Source organism: Ensifer meliloti (genome assembly GCF_030064585.1).
Classification (GTDB): Bacteria; Pseudomonadota; Alphaproteobacteria; order Rhizobiales; family Rhizobiaceae; genus Sinorhizobium; species Sinorhizobium meliloti.
On the sequence record NZ_CP120366.1, the window covers coordinates 1,282,730 to 1,305,890 of the forward strand.

A 23,161-nucleotide genomic window follows, 5' to 3' on the forward strand; every position below is an offset into this window, starting at 1 on the left:
AGCCGTAGGACTCGGGCGAATGCTACTTACGCCCAAACGACTGTATGACGATTACCGGCTCAGCTTCAAATGATCCGCCGAAGATCCGCTAAGTTATACCTGGGTCACGGCAGTTATCTAAAAATGTTGGACACTATTGCTCAGTTGGACGCTGCCGAGGTTGCCGCATGATCCGATGGCAAACCAAGGAGAACGTCATTGTCCTTCAGATTCGTTTGTCTAATCCTATGGCTGCTCCTGTGCGCCAGTTCTCTCGCAATCTACTTTGCCCTGCAGCCCTGCCCCGGCTTCATCGTTACGACGCTGGCTTGCTTGCTGCTCTTCCAACTAGCTTATTTCGGAAGTGTGCTCTTGCTGGTCTGTCTAGCTGCAATAGCGCAGCTATCCGCGCGGCTGCGCATTTTTGGTATTTTCAGCGAGAACCGCAATCACAGCTCCAAGTAAAGACTTCAATGTCGACAGATCTGCGCATCAGGAGGCCCAGCACGGCGGAGTACCACTCCCACTCTGAACTGTCCGTCTCACAACTCGAACGTCAACTGGCTGAGGAGGCGGGTGCAGGCGGCGTTTCACCAGTTCGAGTGGATGCCATTGGCGTTCGCTGCTTCGCACCGACCAGCCGGTTATGCCTCCGGTGCGTAGCTCCGGCGACACCAGTCGGAAAGTCGGCGTGAAAGGCCTAGTCTATCTCGATCTGCTGAAAAGAGCGAAGAGAAACAATGCCGCATCCGTCAATGTCTAACGCCCAAGACACCCTGCGGTCTCGCGCGAAGCAGCAATTCGGGCGGCCTCATCCAAGAGAATTTCCCGCATCCAGATGCTTGCCTGATCCTTGTTGTGGAGAGCCGGCCACTGGACAGCCTCCGTGAACGAGAGGAGTGGCAGCGGATGCTTGACGATCCGCAAGGGTATGTTTTTCGCAAAGTGGTTGGCCAGCCGCAATGGGATAATGGCTATACGTTTGGTTCCCGAAAGCAGCGGCGGAATTAAATTGAAACCGGGCACGACGAGTTCGATACGTCTCTTGTATCCGTGTTCAAGTAATAGCCATTGTTCGACGGAAGGTTTCAGCGCACGTCCGAACTGGGCTGCAACATGCCCCATCGACATATATCTCTCGAACGAGAGATCCCCTAGCAGCTGTTCGTTCGTGAGGCAGCCGACGGAAACCAGTGTCTGGTCAAACAGTTTCGCTTTGGGATGTACGCTCGACATGAACACGTCCGGGAAAATCAGAAAATCGACTTCACCGCGCCGGAGAAGCTCGTCGGGATTGTCGTCGGGAGGCAGCAACTCGAAGCTGACGCCGGGAGCCTCCCGAGCCACGCGCTCCACGACCTTCTCAAAGAATACGAGTGTCATGAAGTCGGAAAGAATGATCCTGAAACATCGATCCGATTGGGCTGGGTTGAACATGTCCCAGGAAATGATGGAGAACTGTATGTGCAGCAGGGCGTCCCGGATCGCAGGGGCGAGCGCCTCCGCACGCGGTGTTGTGATAAGTTCGCGGCCTTGCATCCTAAAAAGCTCGTCCTGGAAATAGGAGCGTAGGCGAGCGATGGCCGAGCTCATTGCCGGTTGACTGAGGTTGATGCTGCGTGCCGCTGCGGTAACGCTTCGTTTGGTCATCAGTGCATCGAGTGCGACGAGGAGATTTAGATCAAGACCTTTGAAACGCATGTCTTCGTTTGTATCCATAGTTGAAAGGTCACCATCCGACCAATCAGTAAAGGCGAACATTTCGCCGGACGTCGTCAGCACGGCAGGACAGCTCTGTTCAATGCACTCGATGCAAGACCAACTAGCGCTCGGACATGCTAGTCTCAGGCGTCAGGCACCGAAGGAACACATACGCTTGTCGGCCGACGGACGAATGCACACGACCTTCTGAAGAGCTGGCCGAGCTCAAGGCCGCCGAAACCCAGCGAAGCGTCACTTCGTTGCGTGGAGCATTCCTGACATTTACCTACAATCGCCTTCCACGTGCGAACGGAATTGTCGTGCGAGCGCGGTGGGCAGAGCGCACCTTCTAGTGCCCCATTTCTTCCGCCAGGGGTGCCAGGCGGCCACCGGCTGCGAATCATCGATGAGTCAGCCCGAGCCGCCTCATGCAGACCCGCTTGGCCCTTTCCCTGTCGTTAAAGGTCAGCAGCCTCTTGGGCATACCAGTCAGATGTCACTGGTGCGCACCACTCGAATTTCGACGGCATGGCCGAGGACGAGGACGCCCCGGTCAACCTGTGCGCGGCGTTCGGAGCGAGACCATCTGCCGTGGCAGCGCCTTCTCTCCGGGAGTTTCCTGAGTACATCAATCGCGTCGCTCCGATAGTCAGATAAAGGATGGCCATATTAGTGGCCACCGGTCAGCCCACGCCATGCAAAGTGCGTATCCCATCATGCGCGCTGGGTATGGTTGAAGACTCATTGCCCCGAGATGCAAATCGACCGCATGGAAGACGTGATCTGCCACGGGTAATTTTCTCAGGACGGACGCATCGAAGAAGCAGAGATCTACGGAAGAGCAGATTATTGCATGCTGAAGGAGCAGGAGGCCGTGCGAAGGTGGCTGAGCTCTGCCGCAAGCACGGGGTTTCGGAAGCGACCTTTTACAACTGGAAAGCCAAACACGGCGGCATGGAGGTTTCCGAGGCGAAGCGCCTGAAAGCGCTCGAAGAGGAGAACGCCAAGCTGAAGAAGATGCTGTCCGGGCAGATGCTGGGTGCCGCCGCACTCCGCGAGCTTCTTCAATGTTACGGCCTGCCGCCAGGCGTGAAGCCGTCGCCCATCTGAAGACCGTCATGGGCCTCTCGGAGCGGCGGGCCTGCCAGATCATATCCGCTGATCGGAAGATGGTGCGCTATCGGTCTTGCCGACCGCCGGAGGTCGAACTGCGAGCGAGACTGCGAGAGCTCGCCAACGAGCGACGGCGCTTCGGCTATCGGCGGCTGTTCGTCCTGCTCAGGCGGGAGAAGAGCCGTCCGGGGTCAACCGCGTCTATCGGCTGTACCGCAAGGAAGCGCTTTCGGTTCGCAAACGGAAGCCAGACGGCGTGCCGGCGGCACGCGTGCGCCGATCCTCGTCAAGGCTAAAACCAATGCCCGCTGGTCGCTGGATTTCGTACACGACCAGTTCGCCTGCGGAAGGAGGTTCCGTGTGCTCTACATCGTCGATGACGTGACGCGCGAATGTCTGGCAGCGATCCCAGACACCTCGATCGCCCGGCGTCGTGTAGCACGGGAGGTGACGGCGCTCCTTGAACGGCGCGGGCGGGAAACCTGGCATGATCGTCTCCGATCATGGCATGGAGTTCACCTCGGAAGCCATCCTTGCCTGATCGAAGGCGCACAAGGTCGAGTGGCACTACATCGCACCGGGAAAGCCGATGTGAGACACGGCTATGTCGAGAGGTGCAACGGCCGCATGCGCGACGAGCTGCTGAACGAGAGTCTGTTCTTCGGTCTCAGCCATGCCAGCAGGGCCATTTCCAAATGGTCGACGACTGCAATACGTTCCGGCCGCACTCGTCGCTCGGATACCGCACCCCGGCAGCCTATCCTGGGATCATCGCCGCAACCGAGCCAGTTGGTGTATCGAAAACGGTCGAGGCTCTAATCGCCGCTGGATGAAAAGTTCAGTGGCAGGTCCGAAAGGCCACGTATTCGGAGCCAACCTCCTCTAGCGATCGCTCTCTCCTGAAAACTTGACAGGGCGTCCCCCGACCGCCTTGCCGAGGCGGGCGCGTGCCCGACGGCGGCCTCGACAGCAAGCCGGTCTCGACGGTCTTCCATCAGCGCTGCAGGCAATGGGCATTTGAAACCGTTTCAAGAGTCTCCTTAACAGAGCTCGCGCCGGGTGAAGACCCTGTATGATGGATAGTGAAGTGCAGGGGCGGCTGCTTACCGGCCGTTGAGTGAGGCTATGTATCCAAAACGTGGATGACAGTCATGCGAAAACGCGATTTCTCCTGTCTCGCCGAATGCCATTACAAGAACGTTAGATATAACCGGAGGGCAGAAGTGGGCAGCGAGATCAATTCCGACAGACTCCTTTGCAATGAAAGCATGATTTGCGACCAGGGCCTCAGATGTGTTGAGGCAGTTTTCTTCAGTAAGTTTCAGGCGGGGCCACTTTGGCGAGATCATTTTGCGGCTTGCTCGTTGGCACTGAAATATGATGTGAGCCGGCAGTTCCTCGAAAGCATTCTGGACCAGCGGGTCTTCGACACGCATCAGGCTAGGCCTGCGAGGCCCGGGGGGCGTCACAGCCAAGTACTTCTGATTAACGGAAAATCACGACGCTTCCCATTTGTCGGCGGGCCAGGAAAGTCTTTGGCACGCACACCCATATTGTGACGACCTGGATCTCCGGGATGTGGCGCGGGAACATTACCTGCCGAGGAGAATAGATCCATGGATCAGCCCACTTGGAAGCGGCCGCATAGGGCCAAATTTACCGGTGTCAGTGACGCCGCACAACAACGGCAAATGCCGAACCTTGCGTCCATCGACCTAAACCTACTGGTGGATCTTGAGGCTCTGCTGCAGTATCGGCACATTACTCAAGCGGCCCAGCACGTGGGCCGTAGCCAACCGGCGATGAGCAGAGCCTTGTCAAGGCTGCGCGGCATGTTAAAGGACGATCTTCTGGTTGCCGGCTCTAGAGGCTTGGTCCTGACGCCTCTGGCTGAATGCTTGACCCAGATGCTGCCTTCAGTACTAGACGCGATTCGCCAGATGATGAACCTCAGCTTGGCTCCGGCGCAACGGCGATGGAAGGTGACAATGGCTATGCCCGATCACCAAGCGGTGGTTCTGCTGCCACATCTGTTGCCGCGGTTACACGAGCGCGCCCCTCATCTCGACATTGTGACCGATCCGCTTTTGGGCGGCGCGCTGGGGTTACTTGAGCAAGGTGAGATCGACGTAGTCGTCGGGCAGATGGGCGCCGCTCCGCTCGGCTACTTGCGGCGCAGACTCTACGCCGACAGCTTCACCTGCGTGCTACGCCACAATCACCCGGCCTTGGCGCAGGAGTGGACGATCGAGGCTTTCGCGGCCTTGCGCCACGTCGCCATTGCCTCGGAACCTGGCGAGCTTTTCGGGCAGATCTATGACAGGTTAACCAAACTCGGACTGCAGCGTGGTGATCCGATGGTGGTTTCCACCGTACTGACCGCGGCGGTCTTGATCGCGGCGACTGACTCAGTGCTGGTTGTACCAAGCCGCGTGGCGACCCGTGTCGCCGCCATGCTGTCGCTCGCGGTGATTCCCCCGCCTGTGGAACTGAGACCATACGAAGTCGCGCTGATCTGGCACGAGCGGTGCCATCGAGACCCAGAGCATCGCTGGCTGCGTGGCGAAATCGCCGCCGCAGCGTCCACGGCCGGTTAGACGAAGACTAGCGAATAGGCGAGGATGGGTGAGCATAATGAATGACGACGGTTTGACGATTGAACTATCCCAGGGCGGTGGAGGACCCGGTCGATGCGCGATTTACCCTATGACTCACACCCGGGAGGGGGTGAGTCCGAGCGCGCCTACCACATGCGGCTGGGTCCAGACACCGCCGTTTTCGTCAACCGGCCGAAGTCGCAAGGGGGCACGAGCGAGGATCGAGTTGCAACGATGAGCGAGCGGTCATAGCGGCTGTGCACGCCCCAATCCCGGCGGGTTCGCGGCGTTGTGTCAAATGCTCCTCTCATCACTACCTCACTACCGATGACAATACGCGACCCTGCTCCGAACGTAGGTGTTCCGTCAGTCGCCCCACGTCGCCAGCGCGGACTGCGATCCGCTGAGACGGAACTATGCTTAGCCGCCGCATTCCGTCGCGGTGTGGGAAATTGCACGCGCAGCAGAGTCTTGACGATGCTAAAACCATGAGGAGCCCTAGGAGGCACCGGTCTTTTCAGAGGTGCTCTCTCTGCTGCGCGCCATCCATACTTTGGACGATCTGCACCGTCGAGAACGCAATAACGCTCCCTGGCTTCTGCCTAACGATACGGTCCGACCCGGCGTGAATCGACATGAGCTTAGCGTACCCATCGTCGCAAGTTGCATGCCCTAGTGACTTCAGGCATCGGTCCCTTTCCGTCCATCGCGTTTATTTGGTGCAAATTCCTAGGCGTACGCAATTCCGAATGGCAGCATCGGCATGCTGAATTGGAATATGCCGAGAATTTGTGCTGTCAAATCAGTTGTTAGCAAGCTCAAAGAACCTCGCGTAAGGTCCATTCGCGAAGTGAACCCGCAACTCATGAAAGTTCCGTACCGTTTGGTCCAACGGACGCGTCTCTTGACGCCGAAGAATACCGCGATCAGCAAGCTGTAGGGCAGGAGCGCCGAGGAAATCTAAGGCCTTTGCCACGCAAGGGAGGGGATCGCGAAGGAGCCTCTCGTACTCGATTAAACGTATCCTGCTTGAATCAAAGGCGTTCACCACTCGAGCGTGGAAATCGTCGGCAGCTTTGAAGTAGGCTTCGCAGGTGGCGAATGGCAACATCACCGGAGGTGGAGGAGCTGAACTGTCCGACTTGAACTTGAGCCACTGGCGGGTTTGCCTTGCCTGCACAAACGATCTTAGCGACTCTAATGTGTTTCTGCGAATCACAAGGATAACCTTAAGTCCAGGCCAAGCGGTCAGCTCGGCAAAAAAGCTCGGACGCTCCTGAAACTGAGGCTCGTTGATCTTGCAACCCACATGGGTCACCTTCTTGTCGCTTTGTGGGGGATAGCGCAAGAAGGCACGCTCAAGAAGCTCTCGATCGCTGAGTAGCAGGCGTTCTTTATCAGGCCAGTTCGTGTCGTACGTATTGAGCAATTCACCGTTACTCAATACATTCGGATGCTCGTTCACCAATTCTTCCAAGTAGTGTGTACCGGTCCTTGGCATTGCAAGGATTGCAAATGGCTGAGGCGGCAGCGTGGAATGGGTCATTCAGGCGTGTTTCCATTTAGCAGTTGTGGTGGTTTCAGCGGAGGATTATGTTCGCCCGCCGTCTTGCTTAGTCTGGGGAGCGCGCTGCTCTTAAGCGTTGATCACCTATGGTTAGCTTCCATTCATGACTCGATCAGAGCTCGACGTTTGCTAGTTTCGTGCTTCTATCGGCCGACACCTCAGCGCTGCTCACTCGCAATCCGGACTGCTTAGCGTTTTAATCGCAGTCGCCCAGATTGGTAAAATCGATTGTTTTTATGAGAGGGATCCAGCCTGTGAATATGAGAACGCCGAGCCGCAGAGGGGATGAGCGCAATGTAGCAGGGAGAAACATACTCGCGCCGGCAGACGATTTGATTGTTGTGATCTACGGCAGAGATGTGTCGTTGTGCTTGGTGCACTGGATAGCCGTCCACTAGTCACAGACATCCATTTCACGGATGGCCGACATCCAAACAATCGATTTTACCAATCCCACTGATATGTAGCACAAGCTGCCCACGATTGGGAGGCCAATGATGTTCTTCGTCATCGGAGGCTTCTGCACAGACCAGCCGGATGTCCGGCTCTGCGGGCATTAGGCTAAGCCAGTCGCGCACGCCTGATGATAATTTTCGTATCGGGCCGCCTCAGGAATTTGAGCCGCCGTGCGTCGAACACAAGCTAAAGGGAACAGAATGGTAGATCAACTCGAAAGCGAAATCATTGGCATCATCAAGAACCGTGTCGAATCGGAGGGCGGCGATGGAGAGACCGCGTTAATAGTCGGCGATTTAACGGCTGCCACTGAATTGACCGCGCTTGGTGTCGATTCTCTCGGATTGGCAGACATCATCTGGGACGTGGAACAGGCCTACGGTATCAGGATCGAGATGAACACGGCCGAGGCGTGGTCGGATCTCCAGAACGTCGGCGACATAGTGGGAGCCATCCGAGGCTTGCTCACTAAGGGGGCTTGAATGGACAGGCGCGTTGTCATCACCGGAATGGGCGGCCTATGCGGACTGGGCACCGACACCACCTCCATCTGGAAATGGATGCGCGAAGGCCGCTCCGCCATCGGGCCGCTTCTCAATACAGAGCTTCACGGCATGAAGGGCATAGTGGGCGCTGAGATCAAGGCGCTGCCTGACCACAACATCGACCGCAAGCAGCTCGTATCGATGGATCGCATTAGCGTGCTTGCCGTGATTGCAGCGCACGAAGCCATGCGCCAGGCCGGGCTTTCCTGCAATGAAGGAAATGCCCTTCGGTTCGGCGCGACCGTGGGCGTCGGCTTGGGAGGATGGGACGCTACCGAAAAAGCATACCGTACCCTCCTTGTCGACGGGGGGACCCGTACTGAAATCTTCACTGGTGTAAAGGCTATGCCGAGTGCCGCCGCCTGCCAGGTCAGCATGAGCCTCGGCCTGCGGGGCCCGGTCTTCGGCGTCACCTCCGCCTGTTCCTCGGCCAACCATGCGATCGCTTCGGCGGTAGACCAGATCAAGTGCGGCCGGGCCGACGTCATGCTCGCGGGGGGCAGCGACGCGCCACTAGTCTGGATTGTGCTGAAGGCATGGGAAGCTATGCGCGCACTCGCTCCGGATACTTGCCGACCCTTCTCCGCCGGCAGGAAAGGCGTGGTACTGGGCGAGGGTGCAGGCATGGCCGTGCTGGAAAGCTATGAACATGCCACCGCTCGCGGTGCAACAATACTCGCGGAGGTCGCCGGCGTCGGCCTTTCCGCCGATGCGTTCCATATCACAGCGCCGGCTGTCCATGGGCCGGAGTCGGCGATGCGCGCTTGCCTTGCCGATGCAGGACTGAATGCCGAGGACGTCGACTACCTCAACGCGCACGGCACCGGCACCAAGGCCAACGATCAAAACGAAACTACGGCTATCAAGCGCGTCTTCGGAGACCATGCTTATTCGATGTCCATATCTTCCACCAAGTCCACCCACGCGCACTGTATCGGCGCAGCGAGTGCGCTTGAAATGATCGCCTGTGTGATGGCGATCCAAGAAGGAGTCGTGCCGCCGACCGCCAACTATCGTGAGCCAGATCCCGATTGCGATCTAGACGTGACGCCAAACGTACCGCGTGAGCGTAAGGTGCGCGTTGCCATGAGCAACGCCTTCGCCATGGGTGGCACGAACGCAGTTCTGGCATTCAAGCAGGTATGAGCCTGTCAGTTGCTTCCTCGATGATCACCACTTGCAGGGCGGCATGAGACGCCCCCTGTGCCGTTGCATCAATGAAGTCCGTCAAGCGGGATCGGGCATGGCTCTCGTCAGGAGAAGGAGCGACTGGTCTGGGCAGCGTTTGACCCTAGGCCAGCGCTACGAGATCGCGTGATTGGCCGGCGTTCATGTAAGGCAGTTTTTCTGGTGGCGCGATGAAGTAATGCTGGTTGTTCTTGCGGCATTGCCGGCGTGTACCGGCATCAGCGTGAATGGATCGCAGCAAGCAAGTCGGAGCTTGCAAGGTGCTGTCTGACCTAGCGCCGTGTATCAGCCGCGAAGCCGGGCTCGCCGCTGTGCAATATTAAGGCGGAGCTGCGGCGCAAGGCGACGATCAGCCGCGGCAAGGAAGCCACGATGAACACGAAGACGGCTGGCGCGGTGACGTTAAAAGACACCATCACCAGCCTACACGATATGAGAAGAGGTTAAGACAATGTTCGAATTGACCGGGCGCAAGGCGCTCGTCACGGGCGCATCAGGAGCCATAGGAGGGGCTATCGCCCGCTTGCTGCATGCTCAGGGCGCTATCGTCGGACTGCACGGCACCCAAATTGAAAAACTGGAGACACTGGCAACTGAGCTTGGAGACCGGGTCAAGCTGTTCCCGGCTAATCTGGCCAATCGAGACGAAGTCAAGGCGCTTGGTCAGAGAGCGGAATCCGATCTTGAAGGCGTCGACATCCTGGTCAACAATGCTGGCATCACCAAGGATGGATTGTTCTTGCACATGGCAGACCCCGACTGGGACATTGTGCTGGAGGTCAACCTCACCGCCATGTTCCGACTGACCCGCGAGATCACCCAGCAGATGATACGCCGTCGAAATGGCCGCATCATCAATGTCACTTCGGTCGCCGGCGCCATCGGCAATCCAGGCCAGACCAATTACTGCGCCTCCAAGGCCGGTATGATCGGCTTTTCCAAGTCGCTGGCGCAAGAGATCGCTACGCGAAACATCACTGTCAACTGCGTCGCCCCGGGCTTCATCGAATCGGCAATGACCGATAAGCTCAATCACAAACAGAAGGAGAAAATCATGGTGGCGATCCCGATCCACCGCATGGGCACCGGTACCGAAGTCGCGTCCGCCGTTGCGTATCTCGCTTCCGATCACGCCGCCTATGTCACCGGACAGACCATTCACGTGAACGGCGGTATGGCAATGATTTGAGGGCGGTCGGGCCTACGGATGAGTGGGCTTGCATTTGCATACGCCAGCCTATCAGCGCAATGATGATAACGGCATAATGGCCATTGCACTTTCCGAAAGCTGAGGAAGGAAACCATTATGGATAGTGCACCTGTCAGCAATACTGAACGGTCTCAACGGAATAGCCTGCGATTGAGCGCTCCGGTCCCAGCAGCAATAGCTCGGCCCCATATGAAGACGCTATCTCGCTCGGCGCCGGCGCATCAGCGCGGAACGTCAGATAGCGCAAACGCTTTAGTGCGGCGTTGCTTAGCGCCATTACGTCGCGCCACCGTCTTGCTGCGGTGATCCCACGCATTGGGGATGCCTTGAGCGAGCTGAGCTGCCGAGGCGTAACCCGGATAGGTTTCCTGAACATAGAACAAGGCCACAAATGTCTCTTCCCCATCTTCGGCGGCTTGAAGCCGAAGCGATCCATGTCATTCGAGAAGTTGTTGCAACATTCTCCAACCCGGTCGCGCTTTACTCGATCGGCAAGGACTCCTCGGTACTGCTGCATCTGGCGATGAAGGCGTTCTACCCCGCCAAGCGGCCATTTCCATTCCTGCATGTAGATACCAGATGGAAGTTCCGGGAGATGATCGAGTTTCGCGACCGGATGGCGCGAGAGCTCGGCTTCGATCTCCTCGTCCACGTCAATCAGGACGGGATCGATCAGGGCATCGGCCCTTTCACGCATGGCTCCAACGTGCACACCCATGTCATGAAGACGATGGGGCTCCGGCAGGCGCTCGAGAAATACGGTTTCGACGCGGCGCTCGCAGGCGCGCGGCGCGACGAGGAGAAGTCGCGCGCCAAGGAACGCATCTTCTCGATTCGCAGCGCCCAGCACGGCTGGGATCCGCAGCGCCAGCGGCCCGAGATGTGGAAGACTTACAATACGCGGGTCGGACAAGGCGAGACGATGCGAGTCTTCCCGCTTTCCAACTGGACCGAATTCGACATCTGGCAGTACATCCTGCGCGAGGAAATTCCGATCGTGCCGCTTTATTTCGCGGCCAGGCGCCCGGTCGTCAAGCGAGAGGGTATGCTGATCATGGTCGACGACGACCGCATGCCCATCCAACCCGAAGAGGAGGTTACCGAACAGCTCGTGCGTTTCCGCACGCTTGGCTGCTATCCGCTGACCGGGGCGGTCGAGTCCGACGCTGTCACCGTTCCCGAGATATTGCGGGAAATGCTGACGGTGCGCACGTCCGAACGGCAGAGCCGGCTGATCGACACGGATGAAGTCGGGGCGATGGAGAAAAAGAAGCGGGAGGGCTACTTCTGATGTCGTATGTTCAATCTATACCGCCGCATGACATTGAAGCGCATCTGGCCGAGCACGACAACAAGTCGATCCTGAGATTCATCACTTGCGGCTCGGTCGACGACGGCAAATCGACCCTGATCGGGCGACTGCTTTACGATGCGAAGCTGGTCTTCGAAGACCAGCTCGCAAACCTCGGGCGTGTCGGCTCTCCCGGCGCCGCCAACGGCAAGGAGATCGATCTCGCCTTGCTTCTCGACGGGCTTGAGGCCGAGCGCGAGCAGGGCATCACCATCGACGTCGCCTATCGCTATTTCGCCACGTCCAAACGCAAGTTCATCGTCGCCGATACGCCTGGCCACGAGGAATATACGCGCAACATGGTGACCGGCGCTTCGACGGCGGATCTCGCCATCATCCTCATCGACAGCCGGCAGGGCATTCTCCAGCAGACCCGGCGCCACTCCTATATAGCCTCACTCCTCGGCATCCGCCATGTCGTGCTGGCCGTCAACAAGATCGATCTCGTCGATTTTCAACAACAGGTGTACGAGGAAATCGTCGCCGACTACATGGCTTTCGCCAAAGAGCTCGGTTTCGCCAGCATACGGCCAATCCCGATCTCGGCGCGAGATGGCGACAACGTCATCTCGGCTTCCGCCAATACCCCCTGGTACAGAGGGGCGGCGCTGCTCGAATATCTGGAAACGGTCGAACTCGATCCGACGGACCAGGCAAAGCCTTTCCGCTTCCCGGTTCAGATGGTCATGCGGCCGAACGCGGATTTTCGCGGCTATGCCGGGCAGATCTCCTGCGGGAGGATTTCCGTGGGCGATCCGGTCGTCGTCGCGAAGACTGGGCAGCGGACATCGGTCAAGGCGATTGTGACCTATGACGGGGAGCTTGCGACGGCAGGGGAAGGCGAAGCGGTGACGCTGGTCCTCTCCGACGAGGTGGATGCGTCTCGCGGCAATATGCTCGTCGCCCCAGGTGCCCGGCCCTTCGTGGCGGACCAGTTCCAGGCGCATGTGATCTGGTTCGATGCGAACCCGATGATGCCGGGACGAAGCTACATCCTGCGCACGGAGACCGACAGCGTCAGCGCGACGGTCACCACGCTCAAGCACCAGGTCAACATCAACAGCTTCATCCGTGAGGCGGCGAAGTCGCTGCAGATGAACGAAGTGGGTGTCTGCAACATCTCGACACAGGCGCCGATCGCCTTCGACGCCTACAAGGACAACCGGACGACGGGAAATTTCATCATCGTCGACCGGGTGACGAATGCCACGGTTGGTGCGGGGTTGATCGATTTTCCGCTCCGGCGCGCAGACAACGTCCACTGGCATGCGCTCGAGGTGAACAAGAGCGCGCGCAGCGCCATGAAAAATCAGCTCCCTGCCGTTCTCTGGTTCACCGGGCTTTCCGGCTCCGGAAAATCGACCATCGCTAACGAGCTCGACAGGATCCTCCACGCTCAGGGCAAGCATACCTACCTGCTCGACGGCGACAATGTGCGTCACGGTCTCAACCGGGACCTCGGCTTTACCGAGGAGGACCGGGTAGAGAACATCCGCCGCGTGGCGGAGGTGGCCAAGCTCATGGCCGATGCCGGTCTGATCGTTCTCGTCTCATTCATCTCGCCGTTCCGCGACGAGCGGCGGATGGCGCGGGAACTGATGGAGGAGGGCGAGTTCATCGAGATATTCGTCGACACGCCGCTCGACGAGTGTGCGCGCCGCGATCCGAAGGGTCTCTACGAGAAGGCGCTCGCCGGCAAGATCGCGAACTTCACCGGCGTATCCTCGTGCTATGAGGCCCCGGAAAATCCGGAACTCCATATACGCACCGTCGGCCATCAACCGACCGACCTGGCGCTCGCGATCGAGGAATTCCTTGACTGCAGGATTGGAGGACAAATGACGCCGCTTCAACGCCCAACATAGAGACGGACGGGTACGCATCCGAGGAGGGCCGCCTTGCTGAGAAGTGAGGCGAACTGGATGTTCTGTCTATATGGTCCCGGAGCTAGCCATTCCGCTTGTTGCGCCGACCAATTCTTTAACGCCAAAAAGTGGGCTTATGGAGGTTGTCAGCGCCAATGGTCGCCCGTGTGATCGTGGGACGCGATGTCGACGGTTGCATTGAACATATTGGGTAAATCTGATCGAATAGCTTCATGACTTCGAAGCCTGTGGATCTTCCTGCGGACCTTGCGAGCGCCTATCTGGCGCTTCCGAGCGTGAGATGTTACAGGCTGAACGTGATGTCGTTGTTGCCGAGCGCGATACCGTCGTCGCCGAGCGGGACATTGCGGTGGCGCAAGCCGCCAATGCGCAGGCCATGCTGTCGGACAGTGAGGCCTTGATTGCCAGTCTGGAGCTGGCGATCGAAAAGCTGAAGCGCGAGCTGCGCGGCCTTCGATCCGAGCGCACGGCGCTCCTGATCGACCAGATGGAATTGCAGCTCGAAGAACTGGTGATGGCGGCGACGGAGGATGAAGTCGCAGCGCAAGCGGCCGCCGCCAAGACCTCGAGCGTACGTTCGTTCACGCGAAAACGGCCGGTCCGAAAGCCGTGGCCGGAGGATATTGAGCGCGAGCGCGTGGTGATCGATCCCCCCGTCACCTGTGCATGCTGCGGCGGATCGCGGCTTTCCAAGCTGGGCGAAGACGTCACCGAGACGCTGAAAGAGATTCCGCGTCGGTTCAAAGTGATCGAGACGGTGCGGGAGAAATTTACTTGCCGTGACTGCGAGGCGATCAGCCAGCCGCCGGCGCCGTTCCATGCAACGCCGCGCGGCTTCATCGGTCCTCATCTGCTCGCGACCATCCCTCTTCGACAAGTATGGAATGCATATGCCGCTCACCCGCCAGAGCACCCGGTTCAAATGCGAGGGCCTCGAGCTTTCGACCTCGACGCTGGCCGACCGGGTCGGGTATGGAACGGCCGCGCTCCTGCCACGCGCGGCGCCCAAAATCCCGCCGCCCTGCTCGGATGGCTACCTTCCTTGGCATTGGTCCCCGCGACCACAACCTGCACTGAGGCTGAGTCAGCCTGATGGCCGCCGTCATCAACGTCTTCACCATCAACGATGGGGCCGAATGCTCAGCGAAGACCTGGAATTCCTCGAGGCGTTCGTCCGAAACTCCAACAATCGGGCCAATGGAAGTATCATCAGCGTCGTAACCAGTGCCGATGATCACCGCACTACCGGCCATGGCATCGATGAGCTTAGCGACATACTCTCAAATGCGCGCCGTTCGCTTAAAAGCCTGGATGGACTTTCTTCACTGCTTCGCAGATGGCGAAGAACTCGTCGCGCGCGTAAAGGCGAATCTCAACCGTAACGCCGTAACACTTGGCTGGTTACGATCGCCGTGGCGCGAGGGCCTTCTCATCGCTGTTTCCAAGCGTGAGATATTCGAGCAATGCTGGCTTGCCTCGGCCATGCCCGATCGATCGATGTTTCCGATTGATGACCCCGTAACGTGGCGCCGCATTTCCAATTAAGGCATCAGGCGTCGGCGGAGCAATGCAGTCGACAAGAAAAACGGGACTACTGCATAGCAGCAAAGAGCCCCGATATGCAGACCCACGTGGACCAGCGGGCTGCCGAGCATTATCGGACGGATGACATCAATCGAATGAGCCAGCGGCAAGATTCGTGTGACATGTTGAAAAGCGCCCGGCAGCTGGTTGACTGGAAAGACAGCGCCGGACAGGAACAGCATCGGTGTGATGACGAGCGTCTGATAAAATATGAAATATTCGTAGCTGGGTGCAAGCGCCGTGACGATCATGGCTAGACTCGCAAACGCTAAGCCCGTCAGGGCGATGACCGGCAGTGCATAAAGGAGTGACACCCATTCCGTGTAGCCCAGCGTAGCGGCGACGACACCAATTCCTGTACCCGCAAGGGAAGCCTTGGTAGCTGCCCACGCCAATTCTCCGAGCACGATGTCGCCGATCGTGACCTGTGTGTGCAGGATCGCTTCCCAGGTGCGCTGAGCGCGCATGCGGGCGAAAGTCGCGTAGATCGTTTCGAAAGTCGACGCGGTCATTGCGCTTGTCGCGACCATCCCGGCAGACAAAAATGCAATGTACGACACACCGTCAACGCGCCCGACCATCATTCCTAAGCCGGCACCCAGACCGAACAGATATATTAAGGGGTCGGCCAGGTTACCGAGGATCGACGCCAGCGCGACCTTTTTCCACGCGAGATAATTGCGGCGCCACACGGCAATCCAGTTCCACCCGTTGGCGGGCAGAGCCGCCACATAAAGCTTCCACATGGTTCAGTCCTTCAGCTCCCGCCCGGTCAACCGTAAGAAAACGTCCTCGAGATTTGGTGGACGCTGCAGAAAGCGCACACCCGCGCGCCCATCCAGTTGGACTCGTACTTGCTCCGGGTCGGACGCATAACAGAAGACGGTCTCGCCGCTCACCTCGATGTGGCGGGCGTGCGGGCTTACCAACGCACTTAGCTCGTGTGGATCGCCCCCGTAGATCTCTATCACCTGGCAACCGATCTTCTCGTCTATTAGCATGTGAGGTCGGCCTTCGGCGATCTTGTGCCCTGCTTCGAGCACGCACAACCGGTCGCACAACCGCTCTGCCTCTTCCATAATATGGGTGGTCAGGAGAATCGTCTTGCCGCGTGCCAACAGCGACCGCAGCCGTTCCCAAATCAAGTGACGGGCGTGCGGGTCAAGTCCAGTGGTAGGCTCATCCAGTATCAGTAGTTGGGGATCGTTGATGAGGGCACGTGCCAGTGTCAGGCGCCGCTTCATGCCGCCAGACAGGTCCGAAACACGAGCGTCCGCCTTGTTTTCGAGGCGCGCAAACTCAAGCAGCGATGGGATTACTGCTTCTATCTCGCGCGTGCTCATCCGGAAGTAGCGCCCGAAGACCAACAGGTTTTCGCGTACAGTGAATTCCAAGTCTAGGTTGTCGAACTGCGGAACTACGCCAATCCTCATGCGTGCCAATCGAGCACGTGACGGAACCGGCACGCCGAGCACGGTGATCTCACCCGTACCAGGCGTCGTCATGCCGAGGATCATACGGGTGATCGTACTTTTGCCCGCACCGTTGGGGCCTAACAAACCGAAGCACTCACCCGCTGCAACAGTGAACGACAGTCCGTTGATTACAGGTTTGTCACCGTATGACTTTGTTACGCTGGCAACATCGATTGCCACGGTTGGTTTGGCGCCGGGTATTGCGGTCTTCACGGCTAGACCTGTTTGGTCCTTCCACTCGAACGGACTCGGCTCAAGCCACCGCGGAGCCTCTTGGGCCATCTCACGATCTGACAATTGATTTTCCGCTTCCTGTCTCAAAACTCGCCCGTTTCCAGTCATGCTACTGTCACTCGCCGCTGCAAGTGCAGTCAGGTGTCACTCGACCGGAGGTTTGAATTGGGGTCTGCTTTCCCCCGCTGACTGGTACTTCTGGCGCGGAGTAGCGTGACAGCCAGTCGCTATTGGACAATGTACACAACGCATAAGCTTTCAGCGGAAGTATGAGAAAGAGGTTGATGGGTGTGTGCAGAACGAAGCCAAGAAATCTAAGTTGGCGAGCATGCAATGCTACGACGCTGCAGCGTATAATGGTCATGCACGCAATAATCAAAATTGTCCACCATGGCACTGTGGCGGTCATTATGAGATGCGCAAGACCCGTCACCACCGACAGGGCGAGCAACAGTTGCCCGATATTCTGTCCGACCGCGTCAAATGCGAGAAAAGGGCTGAGGCCGCGCAACAGAGGGAGCGCTAGAAACGTGTCACGGAACGTGCTGCGTGCCCAACGCAGTTGTTGGCGCAGATATGGTTTCAGCGTATCCGGGACGACGGTTGCCACTATGGCGTCTGGAACGTACTCAGTTCGAAAGCCTGCCTTCAACATGAGAATCGTCAGATGGCGGTCCTCACCGAAGTCGCTTGGCTTACCGCGAAACAGTTGCGTTTCGTACTGGTCAAGCAGCGAAGCGAGCGCCGACCGACGGTACATAGCACAAGGGCCGCAGCAACACATAACAGCACCGAAGCGAGACTGTGCCGCGCGTTCTTCGTTACAGGCAAGCCAATACTCCATGTCGATCAATTTAGTCAGCCAAGTGTCACCCGAATTGCTAGCCGTGAGTTGACCCATAACCGCACCGACCTCTGGATCTCGCATCTTCGAGGCAAGCTTGGAGACCACATCGAAAGCGATCGTGCTGTCCGAGTCGACATTCAGCACCAAATCCCCAGAGGATTGGCCTATCGCGGCAATCTGCGCTTTCCGCTTTCCGACGTTCTCTGGGAGCAGAATGAAGCTGAACCTCGGATCGCGCGAATAGAAGGCGCGTACACGCACAATGGCCTCGCGGTTCCGAGAACCATCATCAACGACATAGACTCGCAATTCTCCAGGATAATCCTGGTCTGCAATGGACGCGAGGCACGCCGAGAGGATGCCTGGGTCCTCATTGAAGCTGGGGACGATAACATCCACGGCTGGCAGAGGGCGGGTCTCGACCGGTTCTGCCGACACTGCTGGACCGTCTATCGGCCGAGCATATAGGACTTGCATGCTCCTGTAGGCGGTCAAGAGCAGCGCGTAGATTGAGATAGCGGCGGTGCTGGTTGTGTCAAGCAGGTACATGGGTTCTCGTCTGTTCAGTGATGCGGAGGAAGTGGGCGAATTGCAAAACCACGCTCATGCAGCGCCGGGACGATACGGGAAAGCGCCATAAGCGTTTGGTCACGCAGACCCGTAAGCGCTCCCGATTCGTCGGGAGGGCACCCATCGTGCAACAGCACGATTGCACCGGGCCGAACCGAGTCCAGCACTGCATCAACAATCGCGTTGGCGCCTGGCCGAGACCAATCTCGCGGATCTGCCGACCAATGTATGGCCGTCAGCCCAGCGCTTGCCGATCTTGTCAGAGCTTCCTCGCTCCAGACACCATAAGGTGCTCGTATGTGTCGGACCGCGGCCTGAGGACAAGCGGCGATAATGGCCTCACTTGCCTCGACAATCTCACGTTCGACTTCGTGAGGTCCGCATGTTGACAGGTCCGGGTGGGTCATCGTGTGGTTAGCCACTTCGTGACCTTCCGCGACGATACGTCGAATGAGTTCCGGCTGGCTTTTCGCATAGGTGCCGATGACGAAGAAAGTCGCCGGCACGCCGTATTCAGCCAGCACATCGAGGATTTCCGGTGTGCAATGTGGATTCGGGCCGTCGTCAAACGTCAGGTATATACTACGATCTTCGGTCCCGTAATCGCAGTTGCTCGGCACCTCGTGTATGTAATCGAGGTGCTTCATAGCTCCGATCCGTTCCGTTCAATCAATGTACCTGGCGGCCATTCGTTCAACGGACGTCCAACCGGGAATATCACGACGAGTGGGTCCTCGGTGCGCGTGGAAGGGAGATCGGCGTTCACCTCTGCGATGCTCGACCGCACTCGAACCCCCGTCAAAATGCTAGCCATACCGTTTTGGCAATATCTCTCAACGTGGTTCCGCATGGCGTGCCGAACTGTCCCAAAGGCGAATGGGACACCAAGCTCCCGCAAAGTTGGAGTCAAAGCACCGACCGAGTGAGCGATGCCCATTCGCTCCAGATCGGGCCGCACCGCGTATAAGCCCAGTTCAGCCACAAGGAGATCAGTCTCACCAACCTTAATGAAACGGCGCAACACGCCCATGTGGCTTGCTATCCCGACCGAGTCGTAAGCAATTGCGCGGCGTTCCGGTCTCGCGCCGGCCCAACTGCGGCCACCCTCAAATGGTTTCGCGTGGAACGCTCCTGTGGGCCCATAGGATTTTCGAAAAAATTCTGAGAGCTCCTGGTGGTCTGCACGTTCCAGCTGATTTTCCCAGCATAGCTTCCACTGCACTTTTAAGGACATGTAAGAACTCCAGTGTGTTGTTTCTTCAAAGCACGATCGAGAGTGGTGTGTACCCGGCAAGTTACACCGGGGACGCCAACCGTAGCGCTGGACCGTTGGTCGAGCGCTTAGATGACGGCTCTAAATTCCGACCCATCCTGTACTTGTGAAACTTTTCTCGCGCCGCACCTTGATTTCATTAAGTTCAGGGTTCTCTAATAGGACTCTGCAAGATTGGTAAAATTGATTGTTTGGATAACGATCATCTGCGATATGGATGCCGCACATGCGTTTTAGGGGCCTAGATCTAAACCTCCTCGTCGCGCTCGACGCACTGATGACCGAGCGCAAGCTCACGGCCGCCGCACGCCGGATCAACCTCAGTCAACCGGCCATGAGTGCGGCTATCGCGCGCCTGCGCACGTATTTTGGCGACGAGCTGTTTTCGATGCAGGGCCGCGAACTTGTCCCTACACCCCGTGCGGAGGCGCTCGCCCCCGCGGTCCGCGACGCCCTGCTGCAAATTCAGCTTTCCGTCATTGCCTGGGATCCACTAAACCCGGCCCAGTCGGATCGCCGTTTCAGAATCATCCTTTCCGATTTCATGATACTTGTATTCTTTGCGAGGATCGTGGAACGCGTGGCTCGCGAGGCCCCCGGTGTCAGCTTCGAGTTGCTCCCTCTCGATGATGATCCCCATGAGCTTCTCCGGCGGGGGGATGTTGATTTTCTGATTTTTCCAGACGTGTTCATGTCGAGCGCGCATCCCAAAGCGAAATTGTTCGACGAGGCACTCGTGTGCGTCGGCTGCCCCACCAACAAGAAGCTACTGGGGAACATCTCGTTCGAGACCTATATGTCGATGGGGCATGTTGCAGCCCAGTTCGGACGAGAAATGAAGCCCTCCGTCGAGCAATGGCTATTGCTTGAGCACGGCTTCAATAGACGTATCGAGCTTGTTGTGCCAGGTTTTACCTTAATTCCACGCCTGTTGTCGGGTACTAACCGCATAGCAACTATACCATTGCGCTTGGTTAAATATTTCGAAAAAACAGTACCACTGCGCATTGTCACATGTCCGCTGCCACCCCTCTTTTTCACTGAAGCTGTCCAGTGGCCCGCCCTTCACAACACTGATCCCGGAAACATTTGGTTGCGGGAGATACTGTTGCAAGAGGCGTCGCGCATTGATCCTCAGTCGGACACCTGTTAAACGTTGCAAAGAGCATTAACTTGCATGTTGATCAAGAACTCCTCGCTTTTCTCCGGAGCTCCTGCGGTTCGAACCGTCCAATCAACCAAATTGGTGCGACATACCCGCCGCTCTTGATAGCGCCTTTGGGTATACTCTTGCGCTCCCCACTCGCGTACTGATTGCCGTACGTCCTGCTCCTAATAGCAGCCGCACCCTTCGAATCATGAACCTGTTCAGCCAGCCGCCTTTTCGGGTCGTGGCGACGCCCCGCCGCTTCCTTCAGGCACTTTGTTTCTCGGCATTCGTCTCAACGCAACTCAATCCATGTTACACTCGTCAGCGTATGAAGTACTCTCTTTGAGCTTATAGAGCCTCAGTGAACTACTGAACTACAGACGCAACCACGCAACGACACTGAAGAGAGGAACTTCGCATCAGCCACCCGCAAACGCGATCTTCGCGGCATTAATTCCCGGAATCGTTGGCCGCAATGGGTCGGGGAACCCTAACCGGTGTAGGGTTTGTGAGGTCCGCGACAGAGCTTGATTGGCTAAGTTCTTTAGCTCGTCTGAGGATAAGTAGCTGAAACAAACAACAAAGTGGTCTTTAGCTGAAGTTAACAAAATTGGCACGAGTTTTGAGATTCCCGGTCATAAAACGGCGACAACTGCCGATGCATGTCGTAGTCAGCGTATCAACCAGGGACTAAAAGAACCATGTCACGTTTGGGTGAGACCGCATTTTGCGGGAGAAGACGCTTCGGGGAGTTCTTCTCCCAAAGTACACACCGCCTCACTGCGTGCCGACCCAAGGGTTCTCACCGAGGTAACGCTCTCGATAGGAAATGCAACGGTGTGGATCAGAATGGAGGCGTAGCGACCGCTTCTAAACGGCAAGCCAACACTTCTCATCACCGACGGCACAAAGTTCTGGTCGGCCTAGATGTAGATCGGCACGAACGTCGTTGGCATGACGGTCAAGAAATCGGGGCTAACCCAGAGTTAGGCCATCAGGCAGATCATGAAGGTCGTGAGACCGAAGAAAGCTGATGGTCCGCATCCTTTCTCAGACTAAATGGGCAACGATCAACCCGCTGAAATCGTCGCAGCCGCTGGGTGGCGCCTTGGCCTTCCTTGGTGTCGGTGGTGCGATACCGCTATTCCATGGCAGTCAAGGTTGCACCAGCTTTGCACTGGTGCTTCTTGTTAGGCACTTCAAGGAAGCGATTCCCTTGCAAACCACCGCGATGGACGACGTGGCAATAGTCCTCGGCGGGGCGGGTCATTTGGAGCAGGCGATCCTCAATCTCAAAATTCGCGCAAAGCCAAAGCTGATCGGTATATGCACCACGGCGCTGGTGGAAACTCGTGGCGAAGATCTGGCGGGTGATCTCGCCAGTATCAAGCTGGAGCGCGCGGAAGAACTCACAGGTACCGACGTCGTGCTGGCCAATACACCGGATTTTGACGGCGCTATGGAGGAGGGTTGGGCCAAGGCTGTCACAGCAATGATCAAAGCGATTACACGAATCGGCGAGCAGGAGCGGCAGTCGAGAACTATAGCAATCCTCCCGGGGTGGAATCTCACTATAGCTGACATCGAGCAGTTGCGCGATATAGTAGAAAGCTTCGGGCTCAAGCCGATCATCCTGCCGGACCTCTCTGGCTCGCTTGATGGTATAGTGCCCGATGACCGCTGGGTGCCGACGACATACGGCGGCATCAGCGTCGAGGAGATACGCGAGCTTGGCACAGCAGCGCAGTGCATAGCGATTGGTGAGCATATGCGCGGTCCAGCAGAGGAGATGAAGACGCTGACCGGAGTTCCTTACGTGCTGTTTCAGTCGCTGACAGGATTAAATGCAGTCGACCGGTTTGTCTCGCTACTTTCCTCTATTTCCGGTCGGCCCGCGCCAGCGAAAGTCCGCCGGCGCCGCGCACAGCTGCAGGATGCCCTCCTGGACGGACATTTCCACTCGGCTGGCAAGAAGATTGCGATCGCAGCCGAGCCGGACCAGCTCTATCAACTCGCTACGTTCTTCATTTGCCTGGGTGCCGAGATTGTGGCAGCCGTTACCACGAAAGGTGCGTCGAAAATCCTCCACAAAGTCCCGGTGGAAATAATTCAGGTCGGTGATCTCGGCGACTTGGAAAGTCTTGCCACCCATGCTGATCTTCTCGTCACGCATTCGCACGGCCAGCACGCTTCAGCACGTCTCGGCACTCCGCTAATGCGCGTCGGGTTTCCTGTCTTCGACCAACTGGGCAGTCAGCACAAGCTCACAATTCTGTATCACGGAACGCGCGACTTGATCTTCGAAGTTTCCAACATCTTCCAATCCCATTCCCTTGCGCCGACGCACCGGGGGACGTGATCTGTTTCCTAGGAGTATTCGCGCTCCGATGGCGGGTGCATCCAGAACATCGGGATGCATGCACCTGCATCAAGCT

General features: G+C 57.7%; 17 protein-coding genes and 2 pseudogenes. 12 read left to right on the forward strand and 7 right to left on the reverse strand.

Annotated elements, in window-relative coordinates; all coding sequences use genetic code 11:
* The first annotated feature begins 198 nt into the window (after positions 1 to 198).
* A complete protein-coding gene (gene syrA / locus PZL22_RS30750; protein WP_003532793.1) occupies positions 199 to 444 on the forward strand; it encodes an exopolysaccharide biosynthesis transcriptional regulator SyrA in 246 nt (81 codons plus the stop codon).
* A 294-nt stretch (positions 445 to 738) separates the two neighbouring features.
* On the opposite strand, the gene nodD3 is transcribed toward syrA, so the two are convergent.
* Positions 739 to 1,680, reverse strand: coding sequence for a transcriptional regulator NodD3 (gene nodD3 / locus PZL22_RS30755; RefSeq protein ID WP_026029798.1), 942 nt, complete (start codon positions 1,678 to 1,680; stop codon positions 739 to 741).
* Between the two features lie 845 nt (positions 1,681 to 2,525).
* Here nodD3 and PZL22_RS30760 point away from each other — a divergent pair.
* Both PZL22_RS30760 and syrM read left to right on the forward strand, forming a co-directional pair.
* Positions 2,526 to 3,626, forward strand: a pseudogene (locus tag PZL22_RS30760) (IS3 family transposase).
* 783 nt (positions 3,627 to 4,409) lie between these two features.
* A complete protein-coding gene (syrM, locus tag PZL22_RS30765; protein WP_013845747.1) occupies positions 4,410 to 5,390 on the forward strand; it encodes a nod/exo genes transcriptional regulator SyrM in 981 nt (326 codons plus the stop codon).
* Positions 5,391 to 6,192: 802 nt separating this feature from the next.
* On the opposite strand, the gene hsnD is transcribed toward syrM, so the two are convergent.
* Positions 6,193 to 6,936 carry a host-specificity nodulation protein HsnD gene (hsnD, locus tag PZL22_RS30770; RefSeq protein WP_013845745.1) on the reverse strand — a complete coding sequence of 248 codons (744 nt, stop codon included), beginning with the start codon at positions 6,934 to 6,936 and terminating at the stop codon, positions 6,193 to 6,195.
* A 677-nt stretch (positions 6,937 to 7,613) separates the two neighbouring features.
* Between hsnD and hsnA the strand changes: the two genes are divergently transcribed.
* The 7 genes and pseudogenes from hsnA (at position 7,614) to PZL22_RS30805 (ending at position 15,138) form a co-directional block, all read left to right on the forward strand.
* A complete protein-coding gene (gene hsnA, locus PZL22_RS30775) occupies positions 7,614 to 7,895 on the forward strand; it encodes a host-specificity nodulation protein HsnA (RefSeq protein WP_003532819.1) in 282 nt (93 codons plus the stop codon).
* Positions 7,896 to 9,104 (forward strand): host-specificity nodulation protein HsnB, encoded by a 1,209-nt coding sequence (hsnB, locus tag PZL22_RS30780; RefSeq protein WP_013845744.1) that lies wholly within the window; start codon positions 7,896 to 7,898, stop codon positions 9,102 to 9,104. It begins immediately after the preceding gene.
* Positions 9,105 to 9,597: 493 nt separating this feature from the next.
* Complete coding sequence (gene hsnC / locus PZL22_RS30785) at positions 9,598 to 10,335, forward strand: host-specificity nodulation protein HsnC (RefSeq protein ID WP_013845742.1); 738 nt, start codon at positions 9,598 to 9,600, stop codon at positions 10,333 to 10,335.
* Between the two features lie 412 nt (positions 10,336 to 10,747).
* Positions 10,748 to 11,647, forward strand: coding sequence for a sulfate adenylyltransferase subunit CysD (gene cysD, locus PZL22_RS30790; RefSeq protein ID WP_127701173.1), 900 nt, complete (start codon positions 10,748 to 10,750; stop codon positions 11,645 to 11,647).
* Positions 11,647 to 13,572, forward strand: coding sequence for a bifunctional sulfate adenylyltransferase/adenylyl-sulfate kinase NodQ (gene nodQ, locus PZL22_RS30795; RefSeq protein ID WP_013845741.1), 1,926 nt, complete (start codon positions 11,647 to 11,649; stop codon positions 13,570 to 13,572). Before cysD ends, nodQ begins: the two co-directional genes overlap by 1 nt.
* Positions 13,573 to 13,805: 233 nt before the next feature.
* Positions 13,806 to 14,588, forward strand: a pseudogene (locus tag PZL22_RS30800) (transposase); the annotation flags it as partial.
* A gap of 235 nt (positions 14,589 to 14,823) precedes the next feature.
* On the forward strand, positions 14,824 to 15,138 hold the full coding sequence (locus PZL22_RS30805) for a hypothetical protein (protein WP_234709297.1): 315 nt from the start codon (positions 14,824 to 14,826) through the stop codon (positions 15,136 to 15,138).
* Here PZL22_RS30805 and PZL22_RS30810 read toward each other — a convergent pair.
* The 5 genes from PZL22_RS30810 to nodA form a co-directional block, all read right to left on the reverse strand.
* Positions 15,135 to 15,923 (reverse strand): nodulation factor ABC transporter permease subunit NodJ, encoded by a 789-nt coding sequence (locus tag PZL22_RS30810; RefSeq protein ID WP_010967452.1) that lies wholly within the window; start codon positions 15,921 to 15,923, stop codon positions 15,135 to 15,137. The two genes, PZL22_RS30805 and PZL22_RS30810, sit on opposite strands and share 4 nt — an antisense overlap.
* A 3-nt stretch (positions 15,924 to 15,926) precedes the next feature.
* Entirely contained in the window at positions 15,927 to 16,934 is a 1,008-nt protein-coding gene (gene nodI, locus PZL22_RS30815) for a nodulation factor ABC transporter ATP-binding protein NodI (protein ID WP_020479951.1), read from the reverse strand.
* Between the two features lie 67 nt (positions 16,935 to 17,001).
* Positions 17,002 to 18,282: a chitooligosaccharide synthase NodC gene (nodC, locus tag PZL22_RS30820; protein ID WP_013845740.1), complete on the reverse strand. Its 1,281-nt coding sequence runs from the start codon at positions 18,280 to 18,282 to the stop codon at positions 17,002 to 17,004.
* Positions 18,283 to 18,296: 14 nt separating this feature from the next.
* On the reverse strand, positions 18,297 to 18,950 hold the full coding sequence (gene nodB / locus PZL22_RS30825) for a chitooligosaccharide deacetylase NodB (RefSeq protein WP_003532851.1): 654 nt from the start codon (positions 18,948 to 18,950) through the stop codon (positions 18,297 to 18,299).
* Positions 18,947 to 19,537 (reverse strand): nodulation N-acyltransferase NodA, encoded by a 591-nt coding sequence (nodA, locus tag PZL22_RS30830; RefSeq protein WP_010967455.1) that lies wholly within the window; start codon positions 19,535 to 19,537, stop codon positions 18,947 to 18,949. Before nodA ends, nodB begins: the two co-directional genes overlap by 4 nt.
* Before the next feature lie 265 nt (positions 19,538 to 19,802).
* Here nodA and nodD1 point away from each other — a divergent pair, with 265 nt between their 5' ends.
* Positions 19,803 to 20,729, forward strand: a complete 927-nt coding sequence (gene nodD1, locus PZL22_RS30835; protein ID WP_013845739.1) for a transcriptional regulator NodD1 — start codon at positions 19,803 to 19,805, stop codon at positions 20,727 to 20,729.
* A 1,030-nt stretch (positions 20,730 to 21,759) separates the two neighbouring features.
* Positions 21,760 to 23,085 (forward strand): nitrogenase iron-molybdenum cofactor biosynthesis protein NifN, encoded by a 1,326-nt coding sequence (gene nifN, locus PZL22_RS30840; RefSeq protein WP_010967458.1) that lies wholly within the window; start codon positions 21,760 to 21,762, stop codon positions 23,083 to 23,085.
* Positions 23,086 to 23,161 lie beyond the last annotated feature (76 nt).

Bases quoted from the DNA above. Each gene is read 5' to 3' on its own strand.
- PZL22_RS30810 (WP_010967452.1), bottom strand. From the start codon at position 15,923: ATGTGGAAGCTTTATGTGGCGGCTCTGCCCGCCAACGGGTGGAACTGG.
- PZL22_RS30805 (WP_234709297.1), top strand. From the start codon at position 14,824: ATGATCACCGCACTACCGGCCATGGCATCGATGAGCTTAGCGACATAC.
- hsnC (WP_013845742.1), top strand. From the start codon at position 9,598: ATGTTCGAATTGACCGGGCGCAAGGCGCTCGTCACGGGCGCATCAGGA.
- syrM (WP_013845747.1), top strand. From the start codon at position 4,410: ATGGATCAGCCCACTTGGAAGCGGCCGCATAGGGCCAAATTTACCGGT.
- nodD1 (WP_013845739.1), top strand. From the start codon at position 19,803: ATGCGTTTTAGGGGCCTAGATCTAAACCTCCTCGTCGCGCTCGACGCA.
- nodA (WP_010967455.1), bottom strand. From the start codon at position 19,537: ATGTCCTTAAAAGTGCAGTGGAAGCTATGCTGGGAAAATCAGCTGGAA.
- nodI (WP_020479951.1), bottom strand. From the start codon at position 16,934: ATGGCCCAAGAGGCTCCGCGGTGGCTTGAGCCGAGTCCGTTCGAGTGG.
- cysD (WP_127701173.1), top strand. From the start codon at position 10,748: ATGTCTCTTCCCCATCTTCGGCGGCTTGAAGCCGAAGCGATCCATGTC.
- nodD3 (WP_026029798.1), bottom strand. From the start codon at position 1,680: ATGCGTTTCAAAGGTCTTGATCTAAATCTCCTCGTCGCACTCGATGCA.
- nifN (WP_010967458.1), top strand. From the start codon at position 21,760: ATGGTCCGCATCCTTTCTCAGACTAAATGGGCAACGATCAACCCGCTG.
- nodQ (WP_013845741.1), top strand. From the start codon at position 11,647: ATGTCGTATGTTCAATCTATACCGCCGCATGACATTGAAGCGCATCTG.
- hsnB (WP_013845744.1), top strand. From the start codon at position 7,896: ATGGACAGGCGCGTTGTCATCACCGGAATGGGCGGCCTATGCGGACTG.
- nodC (WP_013845740.1), bottom strand. From the start codon at position 18,282: ATGTACCTGCTTGACACAACCAGCACCGCCGCTATCTCAATCTACGCG.
- hsnA (WP_003532819.1), top strand. From the start codon at position 7,614: ATGGTAGATCAACTCGAAAGCGAAATCATTGGCATCATCAAGAACCGT.
- nodB (WP_003532851.1), bottom strand. From the start codon at position 18,950: ATGAAGCACCTCGATTACATACACGAGGTGCCGAGCAACTGCGATTAC.
- hsnD (WP_013845745.1), bottom strand. From the start codon at position 6,936: ATGACCCATTCCACGCTGCCGCCTCAGCCATTTGCAATCCTTGCAATG.